Origin of the sequence: Marinobacterium profundum (assembly GCF_001528745.1) — a bacterium.
Taxonomy (GTDB): domain Bacteria; phylum Pseudomonadota; class Gammaproteobacteria; order Pseudomonadales; family Balneatricaceae; genus Marinobacterium_A; species Marinobacterium_A profundum.
This window is the reverse complement of record NZ_BCNS01000100.1, coordinates 57,314-74,557: the sequence shown is the minus strand read 5'-3', so window position 1 is coordinate 74,557 and position 17,244 is coordinate 57,314. Positions and strand designations below refer to the sequence as shown.

16 protein-coding genes are annotated in these 17,244 nt (G+C 58.0%); 11 read left to right on the top strand and 5 right to left on the bottom strand.

Annotated features, from left to right (window positions below):
- Nucleotides 1–15: 15 nt before the first annotated feature.
- From rpmJ to rplQ, 6 genes are all read left to right on the top strand, one after another.
- Nucleotides 16–132, top strand: coding sequence for a 50S ribosomal protein L36 (gene rpmJ / locus MPRO_RS09060; RefSeq protein WP_007021200.1), 117 nt, complete (start codon nucleotides 16–18; stop codon nucleotides 130–132).
- Between the two features lie 146 nt (nucleotides 133–278).
- Nucleotides 279–635: a 30S ribosomal protein S13 gene (gene rpsM / locus MPRO_RS09055; RefSeq protein WP_067290694.1), complete on the top strand. Its 357-nt coding sequence runs from the start codon at nucleotides 279–281 to the stop codon at nucleotides 633–635.
- A gap of 25 nt (nucleotides 636–660) precedes the next feature.
- A complete protein-coding gene (gene rpsK / locus MPRO_RS09050; protein WP_067290691.1) occupies nucleotides 661–1,050 on the top strand; it encodes a 30S ribosomal protein S11 in 390 nt (129 codons plus the stop codon).
- 15 nt (nucleotides 1,051–1,065) lie between these two features.
- Complete coding sequence (gene rpsD / locus MPRO_RS09045; RefSeq protein ID WP_067290688.1) at nucleotides 1,066–1,686, top strand: 30S ribosomal protein S4; 621 nt, start codon at nucleotides 1,066–1,068, stop codon at nucleotides 1,684–1,686.
- 26 nt (nucleotides 1,687–1,712) lie between these two features.
- On the top strand, nucleotides 1,713–2,717 hold the full coding sequence (locus tag MPRO_RS09040) for a DNA-directed RNA polymerase subunit alpha (protein ID WP_067290685.1): 1,005 nt from the start codon (nucleotides 1,713–1,715) through the stop codon (nucleotides 2,715–2,717).
- Between the two features lie 42 nt (nucleotides 2,718–2,759).
- A complete protein-coding gene (gene rplQ, locus MPRO_RS09035) occupies nucleotides 2,760–3,155 on the top strand; it encodes a 50S ribosomal protein L17 (RefSeq protein WP_020682687.1) in 396 nt (131 codons plus the stop codon).
- Nucleotides 3,156–3,352: 197 nt separating this feature from the next.
- Here the strand turns inward: rplQ and uvrA are convergent, their stop codons facing one another.
- On the bottom strand, nucleotides 3,353–6,202 hold the full coding sequence (uvrA, locus tag MPRO_RS09030; protein ID WP_067290668.1) for an excinuclease ABC subunit UvrA: 2,850 nt from the start codon (nucleotides 6,200–6,202) through the stop codon (nucleotides 3,353–3,355).
- Nucleotides 6,203–6,634: 432 nt separating this feature from the next.
- On the opposite strand from uvrA, the gene MPRO_RS09025 reads away from it, so the two are divergent.
- The 5 genes from MPRO_RS09025 (at nucleotide 6,635) to MPRO_RS09005 (ending at nucleotide 13,688) form a co-directional block, all read left to right on the top strand.
- Nucleotides 6,635–7,813 (top strand): thiamine pyrophosphate-dependent dehydrogenase E1 component subunit alpha, encoded by a 1,179-nt coding sequence (locus MPRO_RS09025; protein WP_216821277.1) that lies wholly within the window; start codon nucleotides 6,635–6,637, stop codon nucleotides 7,811–7,813.
- Nucleotides 7,806–8,783: an alpha-ketoacid dehydrogenase subunit beta gene (locus tag MPRO_RS09020; RefSeq protein WP_067290662.1), complete on the top strand. Its 978-nt coding sequence runs from the start codon at nucleotides 7,806–7,808 to the stop codon at nucleotides 8,781–8,783. The genes MPRO_RS09025 and MPRO_RS09020 overlap by 8 nt, the downstream gene beginning before the upstream one ends.
- Before the next feature lie 11 nt (nucleotides 8,784–8,794).
- Complete coding sequence (locus MPRO_RS09015; protein WP_067290659.1) at nucleotides 8,795–10,405, top strand: dihydrolipoyllysine-residue acetyltransferase; 1,611 nt, start codon at nucleotides 8,795–8,797, stop codon at nucleotides 10,403–10,405.
- Between the two features lie 51 nt (nucleotides 10,406–10,456).
- Nucleotides 10,457–12,268 (top strand): protein kinase domain-containing protein, encoded by a 1,812-nt coding sequence (locus tag MPRO_RS09010; RefSeq protein ID WP_067290658.1) that lies wholly within the window; start codon nucleotides 10,457–10,459, stop codon nucleotides 12,266–12,268.
- A 499-nt stretch (nucleotides 12,269–12,767) separates the two neighbouring features.
- Complete coding sequence (locus tag MPRO_RS09005) at nucleotides 12,768–13,688, top strand: LysR family transcriptional regulator (protein WP_067290655.1); 921 nt, start codon at nucleotides 12,768–12,770, stop codon at nucleotides 13,686–13,688.
- A gap of 59 nt (nucleotides 13,689–13,747) precedes the next feature.
- Here MPRO_RS09005 and MPRO_RS09000 read toward each other — a convergent pair whose 3' ends face one another.
- The 4 genes from MPRO_RS09000 to MPRO_RS08985 are packed head-to-tail and all read right to left on the bottom strand — an operon-like array spanning nucleotide 13,748 to nucleotide 17,215.
- Nucleotides 13,748–14,539: an ABC transporter ATP-binding protein gene (locus MPRO_RS09000; protein ID WP_067290653.1), complete on the bottom strand. Its 792-nt coding sequence runs from the start codon at nucleotides 14,537–14,539 to the stop codon at nucleotides 13,748–13,750.
- Nucleotides 14,536–15,390, bottom strand: a complete 855-nt coding sequence (locus MPRO_RS08995; RefSeq protein ID WP_082708600.1) for an ABC transporter ATP-binding protein — start codon at nucleotides 15,388–15,390, stop codon at nucleotides 14,536–14,538. The genes MPRO_RS09000 and MPRO_RS08995 overlap by 4 nt, the downstream gene beginning before the upstream one ends.
- Nucleotides 15,387–16,295: an ABC transporter permease gene (locus tag MPRO_RS08990; RefSeq protein ID WP_067290646.1), complete on the bottom strand. Its 909-nt coding sequence runs from the start codon at nucleotides 16,293–16,295 to the stop codon at nucleotides 15,387–15,389. Before MPRO_RS08990 ends, MPRO_RS08995 begins: the two co-directional genes overlap by 4 nt.
- Nucleotides 16,296–16,297: 2 nt before the next feature.
- Entirely contained in the window at nucleotides 16,298–17,215 is a 918-nt protein-coding gene (locus MPRO_RS08985) for an ABC transporter permease (RefSeq protein ID WP_067290645.1), read from the bottom strand.
- Nucleotides 17,216–17,244: the final 29 nt, after the last annotated feature.

Sequence of the window (17,244 nt, the reverse complement as noted above, 5' to 3'; positions counted from 1 at the left end):
TAATTGGAGTGGATCATGAAAGTACGCGCATCTGTTAAAAAGATTTGCCGTAACTGCAAGATCGTACGTCGCAACGGTTCCGTGCGCGTGATCTGCAAGGTAGAACCGCGTCACAAGCAGCGTCAGGGTTAATTCCTGGCCCTATAGGGCGTAGAAGGCGAGCGGCCTTGATTTAATTTTGATCAGGGTGTACTATTGCGCGCCTTCTACGAACGTATTAGAAATATTATGGCGCTCACCTAGAAGTCTAGTGAGTGCCTTATGACGGAGTAAATTGAATGGCCCGTATAGCTGGCGTCAATATTCCTGACAATAAGCATGCGGTAATTTCTCTTACTTACATTTACGGGATTGGCCGCACAACCTCGAAAATGATCTGCGATGCTGTTGGTATTACCCACAGCACTAAAATCGGAGATCTGACAGAAGAGCAGCTTGATAACGTTCGTGGTGAAGTTACCAAGTTGTCTGTCGAGGGTGATCTGCGCCGTGAGGTCAACATGAGCATTAAACGTCTCATGGACCTGGGGTGCTTTCGTGGCCTGCGTCACCGCCGCAATCTGCCGGTACGTGGTCAGCGCAGCAAGACCAACGCGCGTACGCGCAAAGGTCCGCGCAAGCCGATCCGTAAGTAAGTGGTAAGCGATAGGAATTTCCGATATGGCTAAGCCAGGTAATCGCACACGCAAGAAAGTGAAAAAGACGGTAGTGGATGGCTTCGCGCATATCCATGCCTCTTTCAATAATACGATCATCACCATTACCGATCGTCAGGGTAACGCGCTGTCTTGGGCAACTTCAGGGGGCTCCGGCTTCCGTGGTTCGCGCAAGAGCACGCCGTTCGCTGCACAGGTAGCGGCAGAGCGCGCCGGTCAGGCGGCTCTTGAGTATGGTCTGAAAAATCTCGACGTGTTTGTCAAAGGTCCTGGACCTGGTCGCGAGTCCGCAGTGCGTGCACTGAACTCTTGTGGCTACAAAATTGCAAACATCACGGACGTGACGCCCATCCCGCACAACGGATGCCGTCCTCCGAAGAAACGTCGCGTATAAACTGGAGACGGTAAAATGGCCCGATATCTTGGACCTAAGTGCAAGCTGTCTCGCCGTGAAGGTACAGACCTGTTCCTGAAAAGCGGCGTTCGTGCACTCGACAGCAAATGCAAAGCAGAAGCTGTTCCGGGTATGCACGGCGCGCGCCGGGGACGTCTGTCCGACTACGGTCTGCAGCTGCGCGAGAAACAAAAAGTACGTCGTATGTACGGCGTGCTGGAACGACAGTTCCGCAACTATTACAAAGAAGCGGCTCGCCGCACTGGATCCACAGGTGAAAACCTGCTCCAGCTGCTGGAAGGCCGTCTTGATAACGTGGTGTACCGCATGGGCTTTGGCTCTACTCGCGCGGAATCCCGTCAGATCGTGTCTCACCGCCAGATCACTGTAAACGGTCAGGTAGTGAACATTGCATCGTACCAGGTGAAAGCCGGTGACGTGGTTGCAGTTCGCGAGAAGTCCAAGAACCAGCTGCGTATCAAGAGCGCTCTGGAGCTGGCTTCTCAGCGTGCTGCTGTTGAGTGGGTTGAAGTGGACGCAAGCAAAATGGAAGGTACTTTAAAGACCGTTCCTGAGCGTAGCGAACTTTCTGCCGACATCAACGAGCACTTGATTGTCGAGCTGTACTCCAAGTAATTCTTGAACTCTTTATTGGTGGAACTATGCAGCGTTCTGTAAACGAGTTTCTAAGCCCGCGTCACATTGACGTACAGGAAATCAGCAAAACTCGCGCGAAGGTGACTCTCGAGCCACTGGAGCGTGGTTTTGGCCACACGCTGGGTAATGCACTACGCCGCATTCTGCTGTCTTCTATGCCGGGCTTTGCCTTCACAGAAGTAGAGATTGATGGCGTGCTGCATGAATACAGCACCATTGAGGGCGTTCAGGAGGATGTTATTGAGATCCTGCTGAACCTGAAAGGCGTTTCGGTAGCACTTTACAATGGTGAAGAAGTTACCCTGACCCTGAGCAAGTCCGAACCGGGTCCTGTGACTGCTGGAGATATTCAGCTAACTCAGGATGTGGAAATTGCAAACCCGGAACACGTGATCGCTCACCTGAACGAAGGTGCGAGCCTGAACATGCAGCTGAAAGTAACCCGCGGTCGCGGCTACGTTCCTGCTGACACTCGTACTAGTGACGAGGATGAAACTCGTGCTATCGGTCGCCTGCAACTGGATGCTACCTACAGCCCGGTACGTCGCGTTTCCTACGTAGTAGAAAGCGCGCGTGTCGAGCAGCGTACAGACCTGGACAAGCTCGTAATCGACATCGAGTCCAACGGAACAATTGATCCGGAAGAGTGCATTCGTCGTGCTGCTACGATTCTGCAGCAGCAGCTGGCGGTATTCGTGGATCTCGAAGATGCTGCGGACCAGGCCAAGGTCGAGCCAGCTGAGCCGGAGATTGATCCGGTTCTGTTGCGCCCGGTCGATGACCTGGAGCTGACTGTACGTTCCGCCAACTGTCTGAAAGCAGAACAGATCTATTACATCGGTGATCTTATTCAGAGAACCGAAGTAGAGCTGCTGAAGACTCCGAACTTGGGCAAGAAGTCGCTGACCGAGATCAAGGACGTGCTGGCATCCAAAGGTCTGTCTCTGGGTATGCGTCTCGAGAACTGGCCACCTGCCAGCCTTAAGAACGACGATAAAGTCGCGTCCTAAGGCAGCGAGTTGAACTGACTTAAGTTGGTAAGGACTTAACAAATGCGTCATCGTAAATCTGGTCGTCATTTTAATCGTACCAGTGCGCACCGCAAAGCGATGTTTAAAAACATGGCAGTGTCTTTGTTCGAACACGAACTGATCAAGACTACTCTGCCGAAGGCGAAAGAACTTCGCCGCTTTGCTGAGCCGCTGATCACCCTGTCCAAGATTGACAGCGTGGCTAACCGCCGCCTGGCTTTCTCTCGTACACGCAGCAAAGAAGCCGTAGGCAAGCTGTTTAACGAGCTGGGTCCGCGCTACAACGCTCGTCCGGGCGGTTACGTTCGCATTCTGAAATGCGGCTTCCGTCCTGGTGACAATGCTCCGATGGCTTACGTAGAACTGGTTGGCCGTCCGGCTGGCCTGACTGCAGTCGACGAGTCTGCTGAAGACTAAAATCTTCAGTTGCGCAAAACACAAAACCCGGCCTATGGCCGGGTTTTTTTGTGGACGAATGAATAGTTTACAGGTGGGGCTTACGTTTGGTGGGAGCCCGCACCACGGGCGAATTGTCTCGGGGTATTTATCCCGCGGCGTTGCGCCGATTCGCCCGGAGACCGGCTCCCACGATCCTCTACAGCAGTGTCCTATTACTAACCCGCGGCGTTCTGCTGCGCCTGTTTGGCCAGTAGTGGTTTAAGGAAGCGGCCGGTGTGGGAGCCTTCGCAGGCCGCCACCTGTTCCGGCGTGCCGGTGGCGATGATCTGGCCACCCCCGGTACCGCCTTCGGGGCCCAGGTCGATGACCCAGTCGGCAGTCTTGATCACATCCAGGTTGTGCTCGATCACCACTATGCTGTTGCCGTGATCGCGCAGGCGACTGAGCACGTTGAGCAGCTGCTGAATATCGTAGAAGTGCAGACCGGTGGTCGGCTCATCGAGGATATAGAGGGTTTTGCCGGTATCGCGCTTGGACAGTTCCTTCGCCAGTTTCACGCGCTGGGCTTCACCACCGGAAAGGGTAGTGGCGGCCTGGCCGAGGCGAATGTAGGACAGGCCCACATCCATCAGGGTTTGCAGACGACGTGACAGGGCGGGGATGGCGTCGAAGAATTCGCGACCTTCCTCCACTGTCATGTCCAGCACTTCGTGAATGCTGCGTCCCTTGTATTTCACTTCCAGAGTTTCACGGTTGTAGCGTTTGCCCTTGCAGACGTCGCAGGGCACGTATATGTCCGGCAGGAAGTGCATCTCCACCTTGATGACGCCATCGCCCTGGCAGGCTTCACAGCGCCCGCCCTTGACGTTGAAGCTGAAGCGCCCGGGCTTGTAGCCGCGCGAGCGTGCTTCCTGGGTGCCGGAAAAGAGTTCGCGAATGGGCGTGAAGATACCGGTGTAGGTGGCCGGGTTCGAGCGCGGTGTGCGGCCGATGGGGCTCTGGTCGATATCGATGACCTTGTCGAACTGGTTGAGCCCCTCAATGCTGCGATACTCGGCGGGATCCAGAGTGGTAGCGTGATTCAGTTCGGTCGCGGCTATGGGGTAAAGCGTGGCATTGATCAGGGTCGATTTTCCCGAGCCTGAGACCCCTGTGATGCAGGTCAACAGACCTACGGGAATCTCGAGGTTCACGTCCTGCAGGTTGTTGCCCTTGGCGCCGTTGAGCTTGAGCAGCTTGGCGGGGTTGAACGGCAGTCGCTTGCCCGGCACTTCGATGCGGCGGCGGCCGCTCAGGTACTGGCCGGTAATGGAGTTTTCATTGGCCATCACCTGGGCCGGGGTGCCGCTGGCGATGACTTCACCGCCGTGCACACCCGCGCCAGGACCTATGTCGATGACGTAGTCGGCCAGCAAGATGGCATCTTCGTCGTGCTCGACCACGATTACCGTGTTACCCAGGTCACGCAGGTGGCGCAGGGTCAACAGCAGGCGTTCGTTGTCGCGCTGGTGCAAGCCGATGGAGGGCTCGTCGAGAATATACATGACGCCCACAAGGCCGGCACCGATCTGGCTGGCCAGGCGAATACGCTGGGCTTCACCGCCAGATAGCGTATCGGCGTTGCGATCCAGTGACAGATACTCGAGCCCCACATTCACCAGGAAGGACAGGCGCAGGCGGATTTCCTTCAAAATTTTGTCGGCGATCTCGCCCTGCTTGCCGCTGAGCTCGAGCTGATCAAAATACTTGCAGCATTCACCGATGGGCAGGTGGGTGATTTCCGGCAGGGTGCGCTCGTCGATAAAGACGTGACGCGCCTCGCGCCTCAGGCGGCTGCCGTGGCACGAGGGGCAGGGTTGCATGTTGAGGTATTTGGCCAGATCGTCCCGCACCATTTCGGATTCGGTTTCGCGGTAACGTCGTTCCAGATTGTTCAGTACGCCCTCGAAAGGGTGGGCCTTTTCGACGGTGTCGCCGCGATCATTGACGTAGCGGAAGGATATGTTGTCACGGCCGCTGCCGTTAAGAATCACCTTGCGGTGCTTTTCGTCCAGCTTGCTGAACGGCGTGTCCATGTCGAAACCGGCATGATTGGCCACGGCTTGCAGCTGCTGATAGTAGTACAAGCTGCGTCTGTCCCAGCCGCGGATAGCGCCTTCGGACAATGTCAGGCTGTGGTCGTGCACCACCTTGTGTGGATCGAAATACTGCCGCACGCCCAGACCATCACACCCCGGGCAGGCGCCGTGGGGGTTGTTGAACGAAAACAGCCGCGGCTCGAGTTCCTGGATGCTGTGGCCACAGGTCGGGCAGGCAAAGCGGGCCGAAAAAATCAGCTCATCGCCGTCGCCGTCCATGTAACTGATCTTGGCCAGGCCATCGGTGAGTGCCAGGGCGGTTTCGAAGGATTCCGCCAGCCGGGTGCTGAGATCGTCTCGTACCTTGAAGCGGTCAATCACCACCTCGATATCGTGTTTGCGGTTCTTGTCGAGCTCCGGCGGGCTGTCCAGGTCGACGACGATGCCGTCGATGCGGGCGCGCACAAAACCCTGGGTAATGAGCTCGCTCAGTATATGCAGGTGCTCGCCCTTGCGGCCCTGAACCACCGGTGCCAGTAGCATCAGCTTGCTGCCTTCTGGCAGTGCCATCACCTGATCCACCATCTGGCTCACGGTCTGGGCGGCCAGGGGCAGGTCGTGGTCGGGACAGCGCGGCTCACCGGCGCGGGCATAGAGCAGCCGCAGATAGTCGTAAATCTCGGTAATGGTACCCACGGTCGAGCGCGGGTTGTGCGAGGTCGACTTCTGCTCGATCGAGATGGCCGGTGACAGCCCTTCGATATGGTCAACGTCGGGCTTTTCCATCACGGACAGGAACTGGCGGGCATAGGTGGACAGCGATTCCACATAGCGGCGCTGACCCTCGGCGTAGAGGGTATCGAAAGCCAGTGAAGACTTGCCGGATCCCGACAGACCGGTGATGACCACCAGCTTGTCACGGGGAATATCCAGGTCGATGTTTTTCAGGTTATGCGTGCGTGCGCCGCGCACCAGAATCTTGTCCATATACCTTCCCGACGAAGAGACCAAAGCCGTTGATTATATAGCGTTCGCCGCCGAGCCAACACCGGTGCTGCGTTTGAATTCGTTTAGCTAGCTGTCGAGCGGGTTTTCCATGCGCTCCAGCGCTCATCGCCTGCCTCATTATTGGGCCTTTCTCTGCGAGAAGATTCAATGCGAACGCCGCCCACCCCTAAAAAGAGTCCAGCATGTCCGCGCACCTGCGCCAGCTTTTCTGGCGAGAAGCACAAATAGGGAGAGAACCTGTTTGTTCATCAGGTTAAGAAGTGCCGTTGCTGATAGCAGCTATGCTCAATACTTGTGGGGTGGTGCTGGCTGGGGTTGCGTTTCTGGCTCTGAGGGAAAGGGTCAGTAACAGCATGGGATAGGTAGCGTCAGAGGCGCCAATTCATAAAAATAAACGGGATTATGACGTCTATGGATATTCAAGAACGGGTGACACACACGCCTGATTTTACCCCGGGCAATGCCTTGCAGATCCCGATCTATCGGGTACTGCAGCAGGATGGCTCGGTCATTCCCGGTGCTGTGGTGCCGGATCTGGACGAGGCCCAGGCCTTGAAAATTTACCACGCCATGGTTTTTACCCGCGTGCTGGATGAACGCATGCTGGCGGCCCAGCGGCAGGGGCGGCTGAGTTTTTATCTGCAATCCACCGGTGAAGAGGCCACCACGGTCGGATTTGCCGCGGCGCTCGATGATGCCGACATGATCATGGCGCAGTACCGCGAGCAGGGCGCGCTGGCTTATAGAGGCTTCACTGTTGAGGAGTTCATGAACCAGCTGTTCGGCAATGATCAGGACTACGGCAAGGGACGGCAGATGCCGATCCATTATGGCTCCCGCGAACTGCATTACATGACCATATCGTCTCCGCTGGCGACGCAGATCCCCCAGGCGGCCGGCTACGCCTACGGCCAGAAACTGGCCGGCAATAAACACTGCACCGTGACGGTATTCGGCGAGGGTGCCGCGTCCGAGGGTGACTTCCATGGGGCCCTGAACATGGCGGCGGTGCTCAAGGTGCCGGTGATTTTCCTGTGCCGCAACAACGGTTATGCCATCTCGACGCCGTCCAGCGAACAGTTTGCCGGTGACGGCATAGCGCCGCGTGCAGTGGGTTACGGCATGCAGTCCATTCGCGTGGATGGCAACGATGTACTGGCGGTCTGCAAGGCGATGCAGGAAGCGCGCAAGCTGGCTGTGGAGCAGAATGAACCTGTGCTGGTGGAGGCGATGAGCTACCGCCTGGCGGCCCACTCCTCCTCGGATGACCCTTCCGGCTACCGCAACAAGGCGGAAGAGGATAAATGGCGTGCCAAGGATCCGATACTGCGCATGAAAAACTGGCTGCTGGCCCAGAACTGGTGGGATGAAGCTCGGGAGAAACAACTGCTCGAAGAGTTGCGCAAGCAGGTGCTGGCAGCGATGAAGCTTGCACAGCAGCGCCCAACGGTGCGGCTTGAGGATCTGATCACCGACGTTTACGACGAGCCGCCGGCTCTGCTCAGGCAGCAACTGGAAAGTCTCAAGGCCCATATCCGCAAATACCCCGCGGCCTATCCCAAGAGCGCCGGAGGTGTTGATCATGGCTGAGATGAACCTGTTGCAGGCGATCAACAACGCCCTGGATATTGCCATGGCGAGCAACGATAAAGTCATCTGCTTTGGTGAAGATGTGGGTGTCTTCGGCGGTGTTTTTCGCGCCACCAGTCATCTGCAGGAAAAGTATGGCCGGGCCCGCTGCTTTAATACACCCCTGGTGGAGCAGGGAATCATCGGCTTTGCCAACGGCCTGGCAGCCCAGGGGTCGGTGCCGGTGGCCGAGATTCAGTTTGCCGATTATATCTTTCCCGCCTTCGATCAGATCGTGAATGAGGCGGCCAAGTTTCGCTACCGCTCCGGCAACCTGTTTGATGTTGCAGGCCTGACGATACGCACGCCCTACGGCGGCGGCATCGCCGGCGGGCTCTATCATTCCCAGTCGCCTGAAGCCTATTTTGCCCATACGCCGGGCCTCAAGATCGTAGTGCCGCGCAACCCGCATCAGGCCAAGGGATTGCTGCTGGCCTCGATCCGAGACCCGAACCCGGTGTTGTTCTTTGAGCCCAAGCGGATATACCGCGCCTCGGTTGGCGAGGTGCCGGAAGAGGATTACGAACTGCCTCTGGGGCAGGCTGAGGTGCTGAAAGAGGGCGCGGACATCACACTGCTGGCCTGGGGGGCTCAGATGGAGCAGATTGAAAAGGCCGCGGAGCTGGCGGAGAAAGAGGGGATTTCCTGCGAGGTTATCGATCTGCGCAGCATACTGCCCTGGGATGCCGACACTGTGGCCGCGTCGGTCATGAAAACCGGCCGTCTGCTGATCAGTCACGAAGCGCCGCTGACGGGGGGCTTTGCCGGGGAGATCGCCGCCACCATTCAGGAGCGATGCTTTCTTTATCTGGAGTCGCCCATTAGCCGGGTTACCGGTCTGGATACACCTTTCCCGCTGGTGTTGGAAAAGGAATATCTGCCGGATCATCTGAAGCTCTTCGAAGCGATCAAGCAGAGCGTTAACTTTTAGTGGAGTCTTCCATGATCAAAGATTTTATTTTGCCCGATATCGGTGAAGGCATCGTGGAGTGCGAGCTGGTTGAATGGCTTATCCAGGAAGGCGACCTGATCGAGGAAGATCAGCCGGTGGCCGATGTCATGACCGACAAGGCACTGGTACAGATACCCTCACCCTTTCATGGCCGGGTAGTGCGTTTGTTCTATCAGCAGGGTGATATTGCCAGGATTCACTCACCTCTGTTCGCCGTTGAGCTGGCCGAGGAGCAAGCGCCGGTTACGCAACCCCCTGTGATGCAAGCGCCGGCTGCTGCGGAGCAACCGGCAGCGCAGGCCGCCGCTGAAGCGAAAGAAGAGGATTTTATTCTGCCGGACCTGGGGGAGGGTATTGTTGAATGCGAGCTGGTGGAATGGCTGGTGAAAGAAGGAGACCAGATCGAGGAAGATCAGCCGGTGGCCGATGTCATGACCGACAAGGCGCTGGTACAGATCCCGGCCCCCCGGGCCGGACGGGTAACGCGTCTGTATTATGCCCAGGGTGAGATGGCGAAGATGCACAGCCCCCTGTTCGCCATTATGCCGTCCGATACCGACGGCACTGCTGCAGCACCGGCCGCCGCTCCAGCCAGAAAGCCTGCGTCATCGATCAAGACCCCTGCGGCCGCAGCCTGCCAGGCTGTTGTTCCGCAAGCTGCTGTCCCTCAGGCTGGCGCCCCCCGTCGTGGTGGCAAGGCACTGGCCGGGCCTGCGGTGCGCCGCGTGGCCCGTGAATACGGTCTCGAGCTTTCAAGGGTGCCCGGCAGTGGCAAGGATGGGCGCATTCTGAAAGAGGATGTGCAGCGTTATTGGGAAAGCCTGGAGCAGACGACGAGCGCCACCACCGCAGCCGTTAGCACTGAGCCTTCTGTTGCGGCTGTGTCGGCAGATAAGAGTGTGCGTATCGAGCCGATCCGCGGTATTCAGGCGGCCATGGCCAAGCGCATGATGGAGGCGGTATCCAGTATTCCCCATTTCACCTATGGCGATGAAGTGGACATGAGTGCGCTGCTGCAACTGCGCGGCCAGCTGAAGCTAAAGGCAGAGCAGCAGGATGTGCGCCTGACCCTGATGCCCTTTTTCATGAAGGCGATGGCTCTGGCGGTGCAGTCCTTTCCCATCCTCAACGCGCGGGTGAATGACGACTGCACTGAGCTGCACTATCTGCCGGGCTGTAATGTAGGCATGGCGGTGGACTCAAAAATCGGCTTGCTGGTACCGAACGTCAAGGGGGTGGAGCGCCTCAGTATTCTCGAGATCGCCCGAGAGGTGCAGCGCCTCACCGACGCGGCCCGTGCCGGCAAGTTGCGGCAAGATGATCTGCAGGGTGGCACCATCAGCATCTCCAATATAGGTGCTCTGGGGGGCACCTATATGGTGCCGGTGGTCAACAAGCCGGAAGTAGCCATAGTGGCACTGGGCAAAACCCAGACCCTGCCGCGCTTTGATGCAGCAGGCCAGGTGGTGGCCCGTCAGGTCATGAACATCAGCTGGTCGGGCGACCATAGAGTGCTCGATGGCGCGACCATGGCCCGCTTTAGCAACCTGTGGAAAGCTTATCTTGAGGACCCGGCCTCTATGCTGCTGGATCTGGCATAGTTGCTCTAGCTTCTAGCTTCTAGCCCTGAGGATCAGTGAGCCGACTTGCCTATGCCCAATGATGACCTGCAACAGTTCTATATCCCGGAAGAGCAGTCGATCTACCTGCTTAGCCACCATGATGCCAAGAAACTCAAGGACTGGTTTAAATTGTGCGAGGCCCAGCTGCAGCAACTGGGTTATCGGGATATAGAGCTGATTGGCAAGGGGGCCTTCGGTTTTGTTTTCGCCGGCGTTTCGGGTCAGGGCGAGGCGTCGGTATTCAAGTTTTCGCGTATCACCTTGCCGCAGCATCTGCAGGATCGGCTGGAAGAGGAGGCCTTTATGCTGGGGCTGGTGGATCATCCAAATGTGCCCAAACTGCTGGCCTTTCAGGCGGTGCATGGCCAGTCAATTCTGGCGATGGAGCGGGCACCGGGGCGGGATCTGGAAAAAATATCGCTGGAGTGGGGGCCGCTGTCACCACGCCTGGTGGTGCGGATCGCGGCGCAAATGGCCGATATCCTGCGTACATTGCGCAGCCATGCTGGCAAGCCTATTGTGCATGGGGATATCAAGCCCTCCAATATCGTCTTTGACGCCGAAACCGAAACCGCGGCCCTGATCGACTGGGGTTCAACGGTGTTTGCCCAGCTTGATGAAAACAACCAGTTTGTCGCCGCCAACGTGATGGAGCTGATGTCGGGCGATATGCAGCAGACGAACGCCCGGCTGGGGGATGTTTATTTTATCGGCGAGGCGCAGCTTAACGGCGGCCTGTCGTCACCCCGTTTCGATGAAGATGGCCTGGCGGGGACCCTTTATGCCCTGGCGTCGGGGCAATCCTGCCGTTTTGGCTACAAGGCCATTCCGCCCACTTCCCTGGGGTTGCCGATCGAATTTGCCCGCGTGCTGGAAGCCATGCTGGCGCCGGACCCGGTGCAACGGGCCCAGGCCGGCGATTACTTTCTGGCGAACATGCACCGCATGGCCCGGCTCGTGATGGAGGATCTGCCCACGCCAGCGCCGGCACCCCAGGTCCCGGTGTGGGTTAGTCCGCGCTATCGCGATATCGATACGGTGGTCTATAGCTCTCGCAAGTCCTTCCTGCGTGAAGAGGGCGCGCACGATGTGATTAAGGCGCTGGATGACGCGCCGCTGGAACGCTACTACAAGAACTTCCTGCAGGGTATGGGGGAGACCGAAAAGGCGTTTCTGGCGGCGGTCAGCCGGCTGGGCAAGTACCCGATTGTGGGCGGCCTGGCGGTGCGCTGGGAGGCAGAGGGCGTCTATATCGACTCCAGCCTGGCGCTGCATGATGAGCGCCTGCGTGCGTCCTTCGTGGCCTCGGTCAATAACATGGTGAGTCTGGCGCGGGCCATTTATCGGCAGGGTGTCTTCAAGAGCTGTCTGTTCGATGCCCGTGACACCCTGCATATAGAGCGTGACAGCGAGACGGAGCCCTTTGTCGCGCCCGCCGGAACAGCCTTGCCCTATGAGGTCAATGCTGCACCTGATCTGGAAGACAAGACACGGGTGCATTCCTATTTTGAGGATGGCCGCGATCCCGATGAATTCCTGGAGTTGCCCCAGGAGATCATGGATATCCTCTGGAAGCTCAACAGGATTCACCACACTGGCCTGATCATCTTCGAGAGCCTGCCGACGCACCTGAAGGTGCACAGCTATTATCGCTTGCTGGATCCGCGCCAGGAGCAGGAGTTTGCCCGTTGTCTGGATGCTATTTTGCAGCGCCTGCCGCTGATTGAAGGATTGGGGGTTTCAGGCTTTATGAAACTGCCCTACAAGGACACGCGCTTCTTTCCCCATATCGAACGTCTTCCCGAAAAGTATTACCCCAAAAATCCGCGCAAACTCTATTAACCCGACGGGTTAATACATTAAGCAGGGATGCTTCATCATTGACCGCAGGCCAATACGAGCGCCAGCAAAATCAGCATGTCCACGCACCTGCGCCCGTTTTGATGGCGTGATGGACAAATTAGGGAGGGAACCTATTTGTCCATCAGTTTAATAGTGGCGAAACCGCTGCGACTGCCGGGTAGTTTGTGGCCTGGATTCAGCCGGTCATCCAGTTTTTTGCGGTTTCGCGTGAGAGCTTTCAGGGCCTGTTTCCGATGGTTTGATGGTATATTAGTCATTGTCTGCAGCCAGTAATTTCAATGACATGGCCAAACGTCTGTGTCGAAAATACGGCGCAATCGGGGCGGGGGAAGAGTGGAGACTTTTCCGGGATTTCTTTTGGCAGGTATGCGAATCGGGCGAGTGCTTTTTAGGGCGCTATCCGGGGGCGGCAGCTTAAGTCGCCAGAGCCGTCTTTCGTGCGAATGCCGGTCAATTGAATTCAGCTGTGGAGGCTCTAGTGTCAGGTATTCATGATCGGCTGGACTGGAATCTGTTACGCACCTTTATTGCCATAGTGCAGGAGGGCGGTATCAGTCGTGCGGCGGAGCGTCTGCATTTGACGCAGCCCGCGGTGAGCCTGGCCTTAAAGCGCCTGGAAGACCGATTGGGCGAGCGCATGATCATTCGCAGTGGCAACACTTTCGAACTCAGTGTTGCGGGCGAACTGGTGTACCGCGAAGCCGTGGTGATCTATGGCAGCATTGCGCGCCTGTCCATGGCGGTGCGCGATGTACCCAATGATCTTAGCGGTGTGGTGCGTCTGGCGCTGGTTACGGGCGTGAACAGCGACCTGTTTGACCAGGTGCTGAGCGACTTTCATCGCAATAATCCCCGCGTTACTTTCGAGATCATTGCAGGCTCCAGTGAAGATGTTCAGCATGCGCTGCTGCACTACAATGCCGCCTTTGGCATCTGCCTCAAGCACAAGAAGATCCCCGACCTGACCGACACAGTGCTGTTGCATCAGCGCTACTATCTGTATTGCGGTGAATCCCATCCGCTCTACGGTAAAAAGAACCTCAGCGTTGAACATCTGCGCAGCGAGAACTTTGTATCCTTCGCCAGTGAACAGCTGGATGGTGTTTTGGCTCCGCTGGCGATCTTTAGAGCACAGGAGCGACTGGAAGGGCGCACGGTGGGCAGCAGCTCCAGTCTGGACGAAGTGCGGCGAATGATTCGCACCGGCATTGGGATTGGTGCCTTGCCCGAGCACCTGGTGACGGCTGATCTGGAAACCGGCAGTCTCTGGCGGTTGCCGCCGGATGACGGCGTGGCACGTATCAGCCTGTACCTGATGTGGAATCAGAATCCACGTTTCAGCGAGGCGGAGGAAGTCTTTTTCAACAGCCTGCTGGGCGTATTGCGCTCCAGCGAGTAAGGCTTTAAAAGGAGCGTCGCCCGCACCCGGGCGACGTACAAAGGCCTCCGTTATTGGTATCAGACCGGCAGCAGGGTGGCTGACAGCAGTTCCTTTGTATAGGCATGTTGGGGGTTGGCAAATAGCGCCTCGCGTGATGCCTCCTCCGCGATCTGACCGCGATACATCACACAGACCTTGTCGGCCAGATGCTCCACCACCGCGAGATTGTGGCTGATAAAGACCATCGAGAGTCCGAACTCGCGCTTCAGATCGAGCAGCAGATTGATCACCTGGGCCTGCACCGAGACATCCAGTGCGCTGGTGGGCTCGTCACAGATCAGCAGTGGCGGGTTCAGGATCAGCGCCCTGGCAATGGCCACGCGCTGACACTGTCCGCCCGATAGCTCGCCGGGGCGGGCATTGGCCAGCTGTCGCGGGAAACCGACCTTGTCCAGCATATCCATGATTCTGCGGGGGCGGTCCTGAGCCTCACTGCGGTGGATGCGCAGTGGCTGCATCAGGGTATCGTAAACGCTGAAGGCGGGATTCAGTGACGAATAGGGATCCTGAAACACCGGCTGTATTAGTTGCGAGCGCTGCAGCGGCCCCAGGGACAGTACCGGTTTGCCATCCACGAGCACTTCGCCGCTATCGGGTTTGTTCAGTCCCAGCATGATGCTCGCCAGTGTACTCTTGCCGCAGCCCGACTCTCCGACCAGCCCCAGGGTTTGTCCCCGTTCAATACTGATGGAAACATCCTGTAGCGCCTTGACGCTGTGGGCCGGTTTCATCAGGCCACCATTGAACTTGTAGGTGCGGCTGACGTGGCGAATTTCGAGTATAGGGTCGTTGGCGGGGGCCAGGTTCATGACAGCTCCTTCACGGCAAGTTTTTCATGGTCAATCACCGGTAACCGGCTGCCAGGCGTGGTGCGCCCCGGCACGGGGATGCAGGCGATAAGGCCCTGGGTATAGGGGTGCTGCGGGCTTTTCAGTACCTCGCAGGCGGGCCCCGACTCGACAATTTTGCCTCCATACATGACGCTGACCCTGTCGGCCATGGCGGCGACCACGCCAAAATCGTGGGTGATCATCAGCAGGGCAAAATCCAGCTCAGTGGCCAGGGTCCGGATCAGGTCCAGTATCTGCGCCTGGATGGTGACATCCAGGGCCGTGGTCGGCTCGTCGGCGATCAGCAGTGAAGGTTTTCCCATCAGCGCCATGGCAATCATGATGCGCTGACGCTGGCCACCGGAAAACTGGTGCGGGTACTGATACAGGCGCTCGGTAGCCTGGGGTATTCCAACCTTGTTGAGCAGATCAATGGCCCTTGTGCGGGCGTCCTGGCGGCGGACGCCTTCGTGGCGCATAACGCCTTCGGTCATCTGTCGCTCGATGGTCAGCGTCGGATTCAGGGCTGTCATCGGGTCCTGGAAAATAATGGCGACGTCTTTGCCACGCAGCTGGTTGAGCTGGCGCTGTGACAGGCTGTTAAGGGGCTTGCCCAGCAGCTCTAGACGCTCGGCCGTGACACGCGCCCGTGGCGTTTGCAGCCCGACGATCGACAGGGCGGTCATGGACTTGCCACTGCCGGATTCGCCCACCAGGCAGAGTGTCTCACCCTGGTTGAGGCTGAAGCTGATACCTTTGACTGCGTGCACTGTACCCTGTTCTGTCGGGATATCGACCCGCAGATTGTTGACCTCAAGTACCTTGCTCATCGCTTCACCTCGGTGCCCGTTAGGTCGCGTAGCCCGTCACCGAACAGGTTTACCGCCAGTACCAGCAGACAGAGCATGCCGCCGGGTAGTGCGATCAGCCAGGCGTCAAACAGAATGCTGTCGCGACCTTCTGCAATCATCAAGCCCCAGGAGGGTGTCGGCGGTCGTACACCCAGACCCAGAAACGACAGCGCCGACTCCAGCAGGATCACATTGGCCATCTCCAGGGTGGCGATAACAATCAGGGTGCTGCGCAGGTTGGGCAGAATTTCACGCAGCATGATGCGCAGGTGTGAGGCGCCGGTGGCACGGGCCGCCCGGATATATTCCTGGTGCCGAATGGCCAGGGTGCCGGAGCGGGCAACAATGGCGAACTGATCCCAGACCAGCAGCCCCAGCACCGTGACCAGGGTCGTCAGGGATGCGCCTCGCAGTGCTACGGCTGCCAGGGCAACCAGAACAATGGGCAGTGACAGCCGGGTGGTAATCAGGAAACTGATCAGCATATCGACCTTGCCGCCAAAGTAGCCTGCCAGGAGCCCAAGGCTGGTGCCAATCAGAGCGGCAACCAGTACCACGCTGAAACCGATGCCCAGCGAAATGCGGGCGCCATAGATCAGCCGCGAAAGATAGTCCCGTCCCAGGTGATCGGTGCCCAGCAAGTGGGCGGGATCAGTTCCTTCCATCCAGAACGGTAGCGAATAGCGAGCGTCCAGGTTCTGCAATGTGGGGTCATAGCTGCTCAGCAGAGGTGCGCAGAGGGCAACCAGTGTCATCAGCAGCAAGATGCCGCCCCCGATCAGGATGCTGTTTTGCCTGCAGCGCTTGATCCAGTGCGGGCGTCGTGGCGCCGCTTCGGTGGATATGGCGGTTATGGCAGCGATAGGGGTATTCAGAGTGGTCATGTTCAAGCCTCCCTAATTCGAGGGTCGAGCCAGGCGTTGATCAGGTCTGCCAGGGTGGTGAGCATTACATAGACCAGCGACAGGATCAGGATAATGCCCTGTACCACCGCAAGATCACTGCGCAGCAAAGACTCCCAGGCCAGACGGCCCAGGCCGTTAAGGGCAAAGACGCTTTCAATCACGATGGAGCCTGACAGCAGAATACCGAGCTGTACTGCTGCCACCGACACCAGCGGCAACACGGCATTGCGCAACGCATGACGCAGAATCACCGTGGGCATGCCCAGGCCCTTGGAGCGGGCGGTGCGCACATAGTTGGCCTGCAGCACGTCAATCATGCTGGCGCGCATCAGGCGCATCAAGGCTGGTAGCGCGTAGTAGCTCAGCACCACCACTGGCAGGATAAAGCCGCTCCAGCTGTCGGCGCCGGAGATCGGTACCAGGTTCAGCCAGACGCCAAAGATCACGATTAGGATGAGCCCGAGCCAGAAGCTCGGTACCGCCTGACCGGACACCGCGATCAGCAGTGCGATGCGATCAAGCAGGCCATTGGGTTTCAGGGCCGCGAGAATACCCAGAGGCAGGGCCACCAACAGGGCCACTGCGAAGGATGCGGTGCCGAGAATCAGCGTCACCGGAATGCGTTCGCCGATGATCTGACTGACCGGCATGCTGAAGTAGTAACTGGTGCCGAGGTTGCCCTGCAGGGCCTGGAATATCCAGTCGGCATACTGCACAAAAATGGGACGATCAAAACCGTACAGCTGGCGGACCAGCTCCGCATCCTGAGCACTGCCGCCGGAACCGGCGATGGCGATAGCAGGGTCACCGGAGAGGTAGGCCAGTGAAAAGCTGATGGACGAGACCGCCAACGCCACCAGCAGGGCAACCAGCAGTCGCCTCAGTAAAAATCTCAACATAGGTTGTGCTCGCTGTTATTTTTGAGGAG

What these genes read in the sequence shown, in the direction of transcription:
- MPRO_RS09025 (WP_216821277.1), top strand. Translation starts at nt 6,635, where the DNA reads ATGGATATTCAAGAACGGGTGACACACACGCCTGATTTTACCCCGGGC.
- uvrA (WP_067290668.1), bottom strand. Translation starts at nt 6,202, where the DNA reads ATGGACAAGATTCTGGTGCGCGGCGCACGCACGCATAACCTGAAAAAC.
- MPRO_RS09010 (WP_067290658.1), top strand. Translation starts at nt 10,457, where the DNA reads ATGCCCAATGATGACCTGCAACAGTTCTATATCCCGGAAGAGCAGTCG.
- MPRO_RS08990 (WP_067290646.1), bottom strand. Translation starts at nt 16,295, where the DNA reads ATGACCACTCTGAATACCCCTATCGCTGCCATAACCGCCATATCCACC.
- rpsM (WP_067290694.1), top strand. Translation starts at nt 279, where the DNA reads ATGGCCCGTATAGCTGGCGTCAATATTCCTGACAATAAGCATGCGGTA.
- MPRO_RS09020 (WP_067290662.1), top strand. Translation starts at nt 7,806, where the DNA reads ATGGCTGAGATGAACCTGTTGCAGGCGATCAACAACGCCCTGGATATT.
- rpmJ (WP_007021200.1), top strand. Translation starts at nt 16, where the DNA reads ATGAAAGTACGCGCATCTGTTAAAAAGATTTGCCGTAACTGCAAGATC.
- MPRO_RS09000 (WP_067290653.1), bottom strand. Translation starts at nt 14,539, where the DNA reads ATGAACCTGGCCCCCGCCAACGACCCTATACTCGAAATTCGCCACGTC.
- rpsK (WP_067290691.1), top strand. Translation starts at nt 661, where the DNA reads ATGGCTAAGCCAGGTAATCGCACACGCAAGAAAGTGAAAAAGACGGTA.
- MPRO_RS09015 (WP_067290659.1), top strand. Translation starts at nt 8,795, where the DNA reads ATGATCAAAGATTTTATTTTGCCCGATATCGGTGAAGGCATCGTGGAG.
- rpsD (WP_067290688.1), top strand. Translation starts at nt 1,066, where the DNA reads ATGGCCCGATATCTTGGACCTAAGTGCAAGCTGTCTCGCCGTGAAGGT.
- MPRO_RS08995 (WP_082708600.1), bottom strand. Translation starts at nt 15,390, where the DNA reads ATGAGCAAGGTACTTGAGGTCAACAATCTGCGGGTCGATATCCCGACA.
- MPRO_RS09040 (WP_067290685.1), top strand. Translation starts at nt 1,713, where the DNA reads ATGCAGCGTTCTGTAAACGAGTTTCTAAGCCCGCGTCACATTGACGTA.
- rplQ (WP_020682687.1), top strand. Translation starts at nt 2,760, where the DNA reads ATGCGTCATCGTAAATCTGGTCGTCATTTTAATCGTACCAGTGCGCAC.
- MPRO_RS08985 (WP_067290645.1), bottom strand. Translation starts at nt 17,215, where the DNA reads ATGTTGAGATTTTTACTGAGGCGACTGCTGGTTGCCCTGCTGGTGGCG.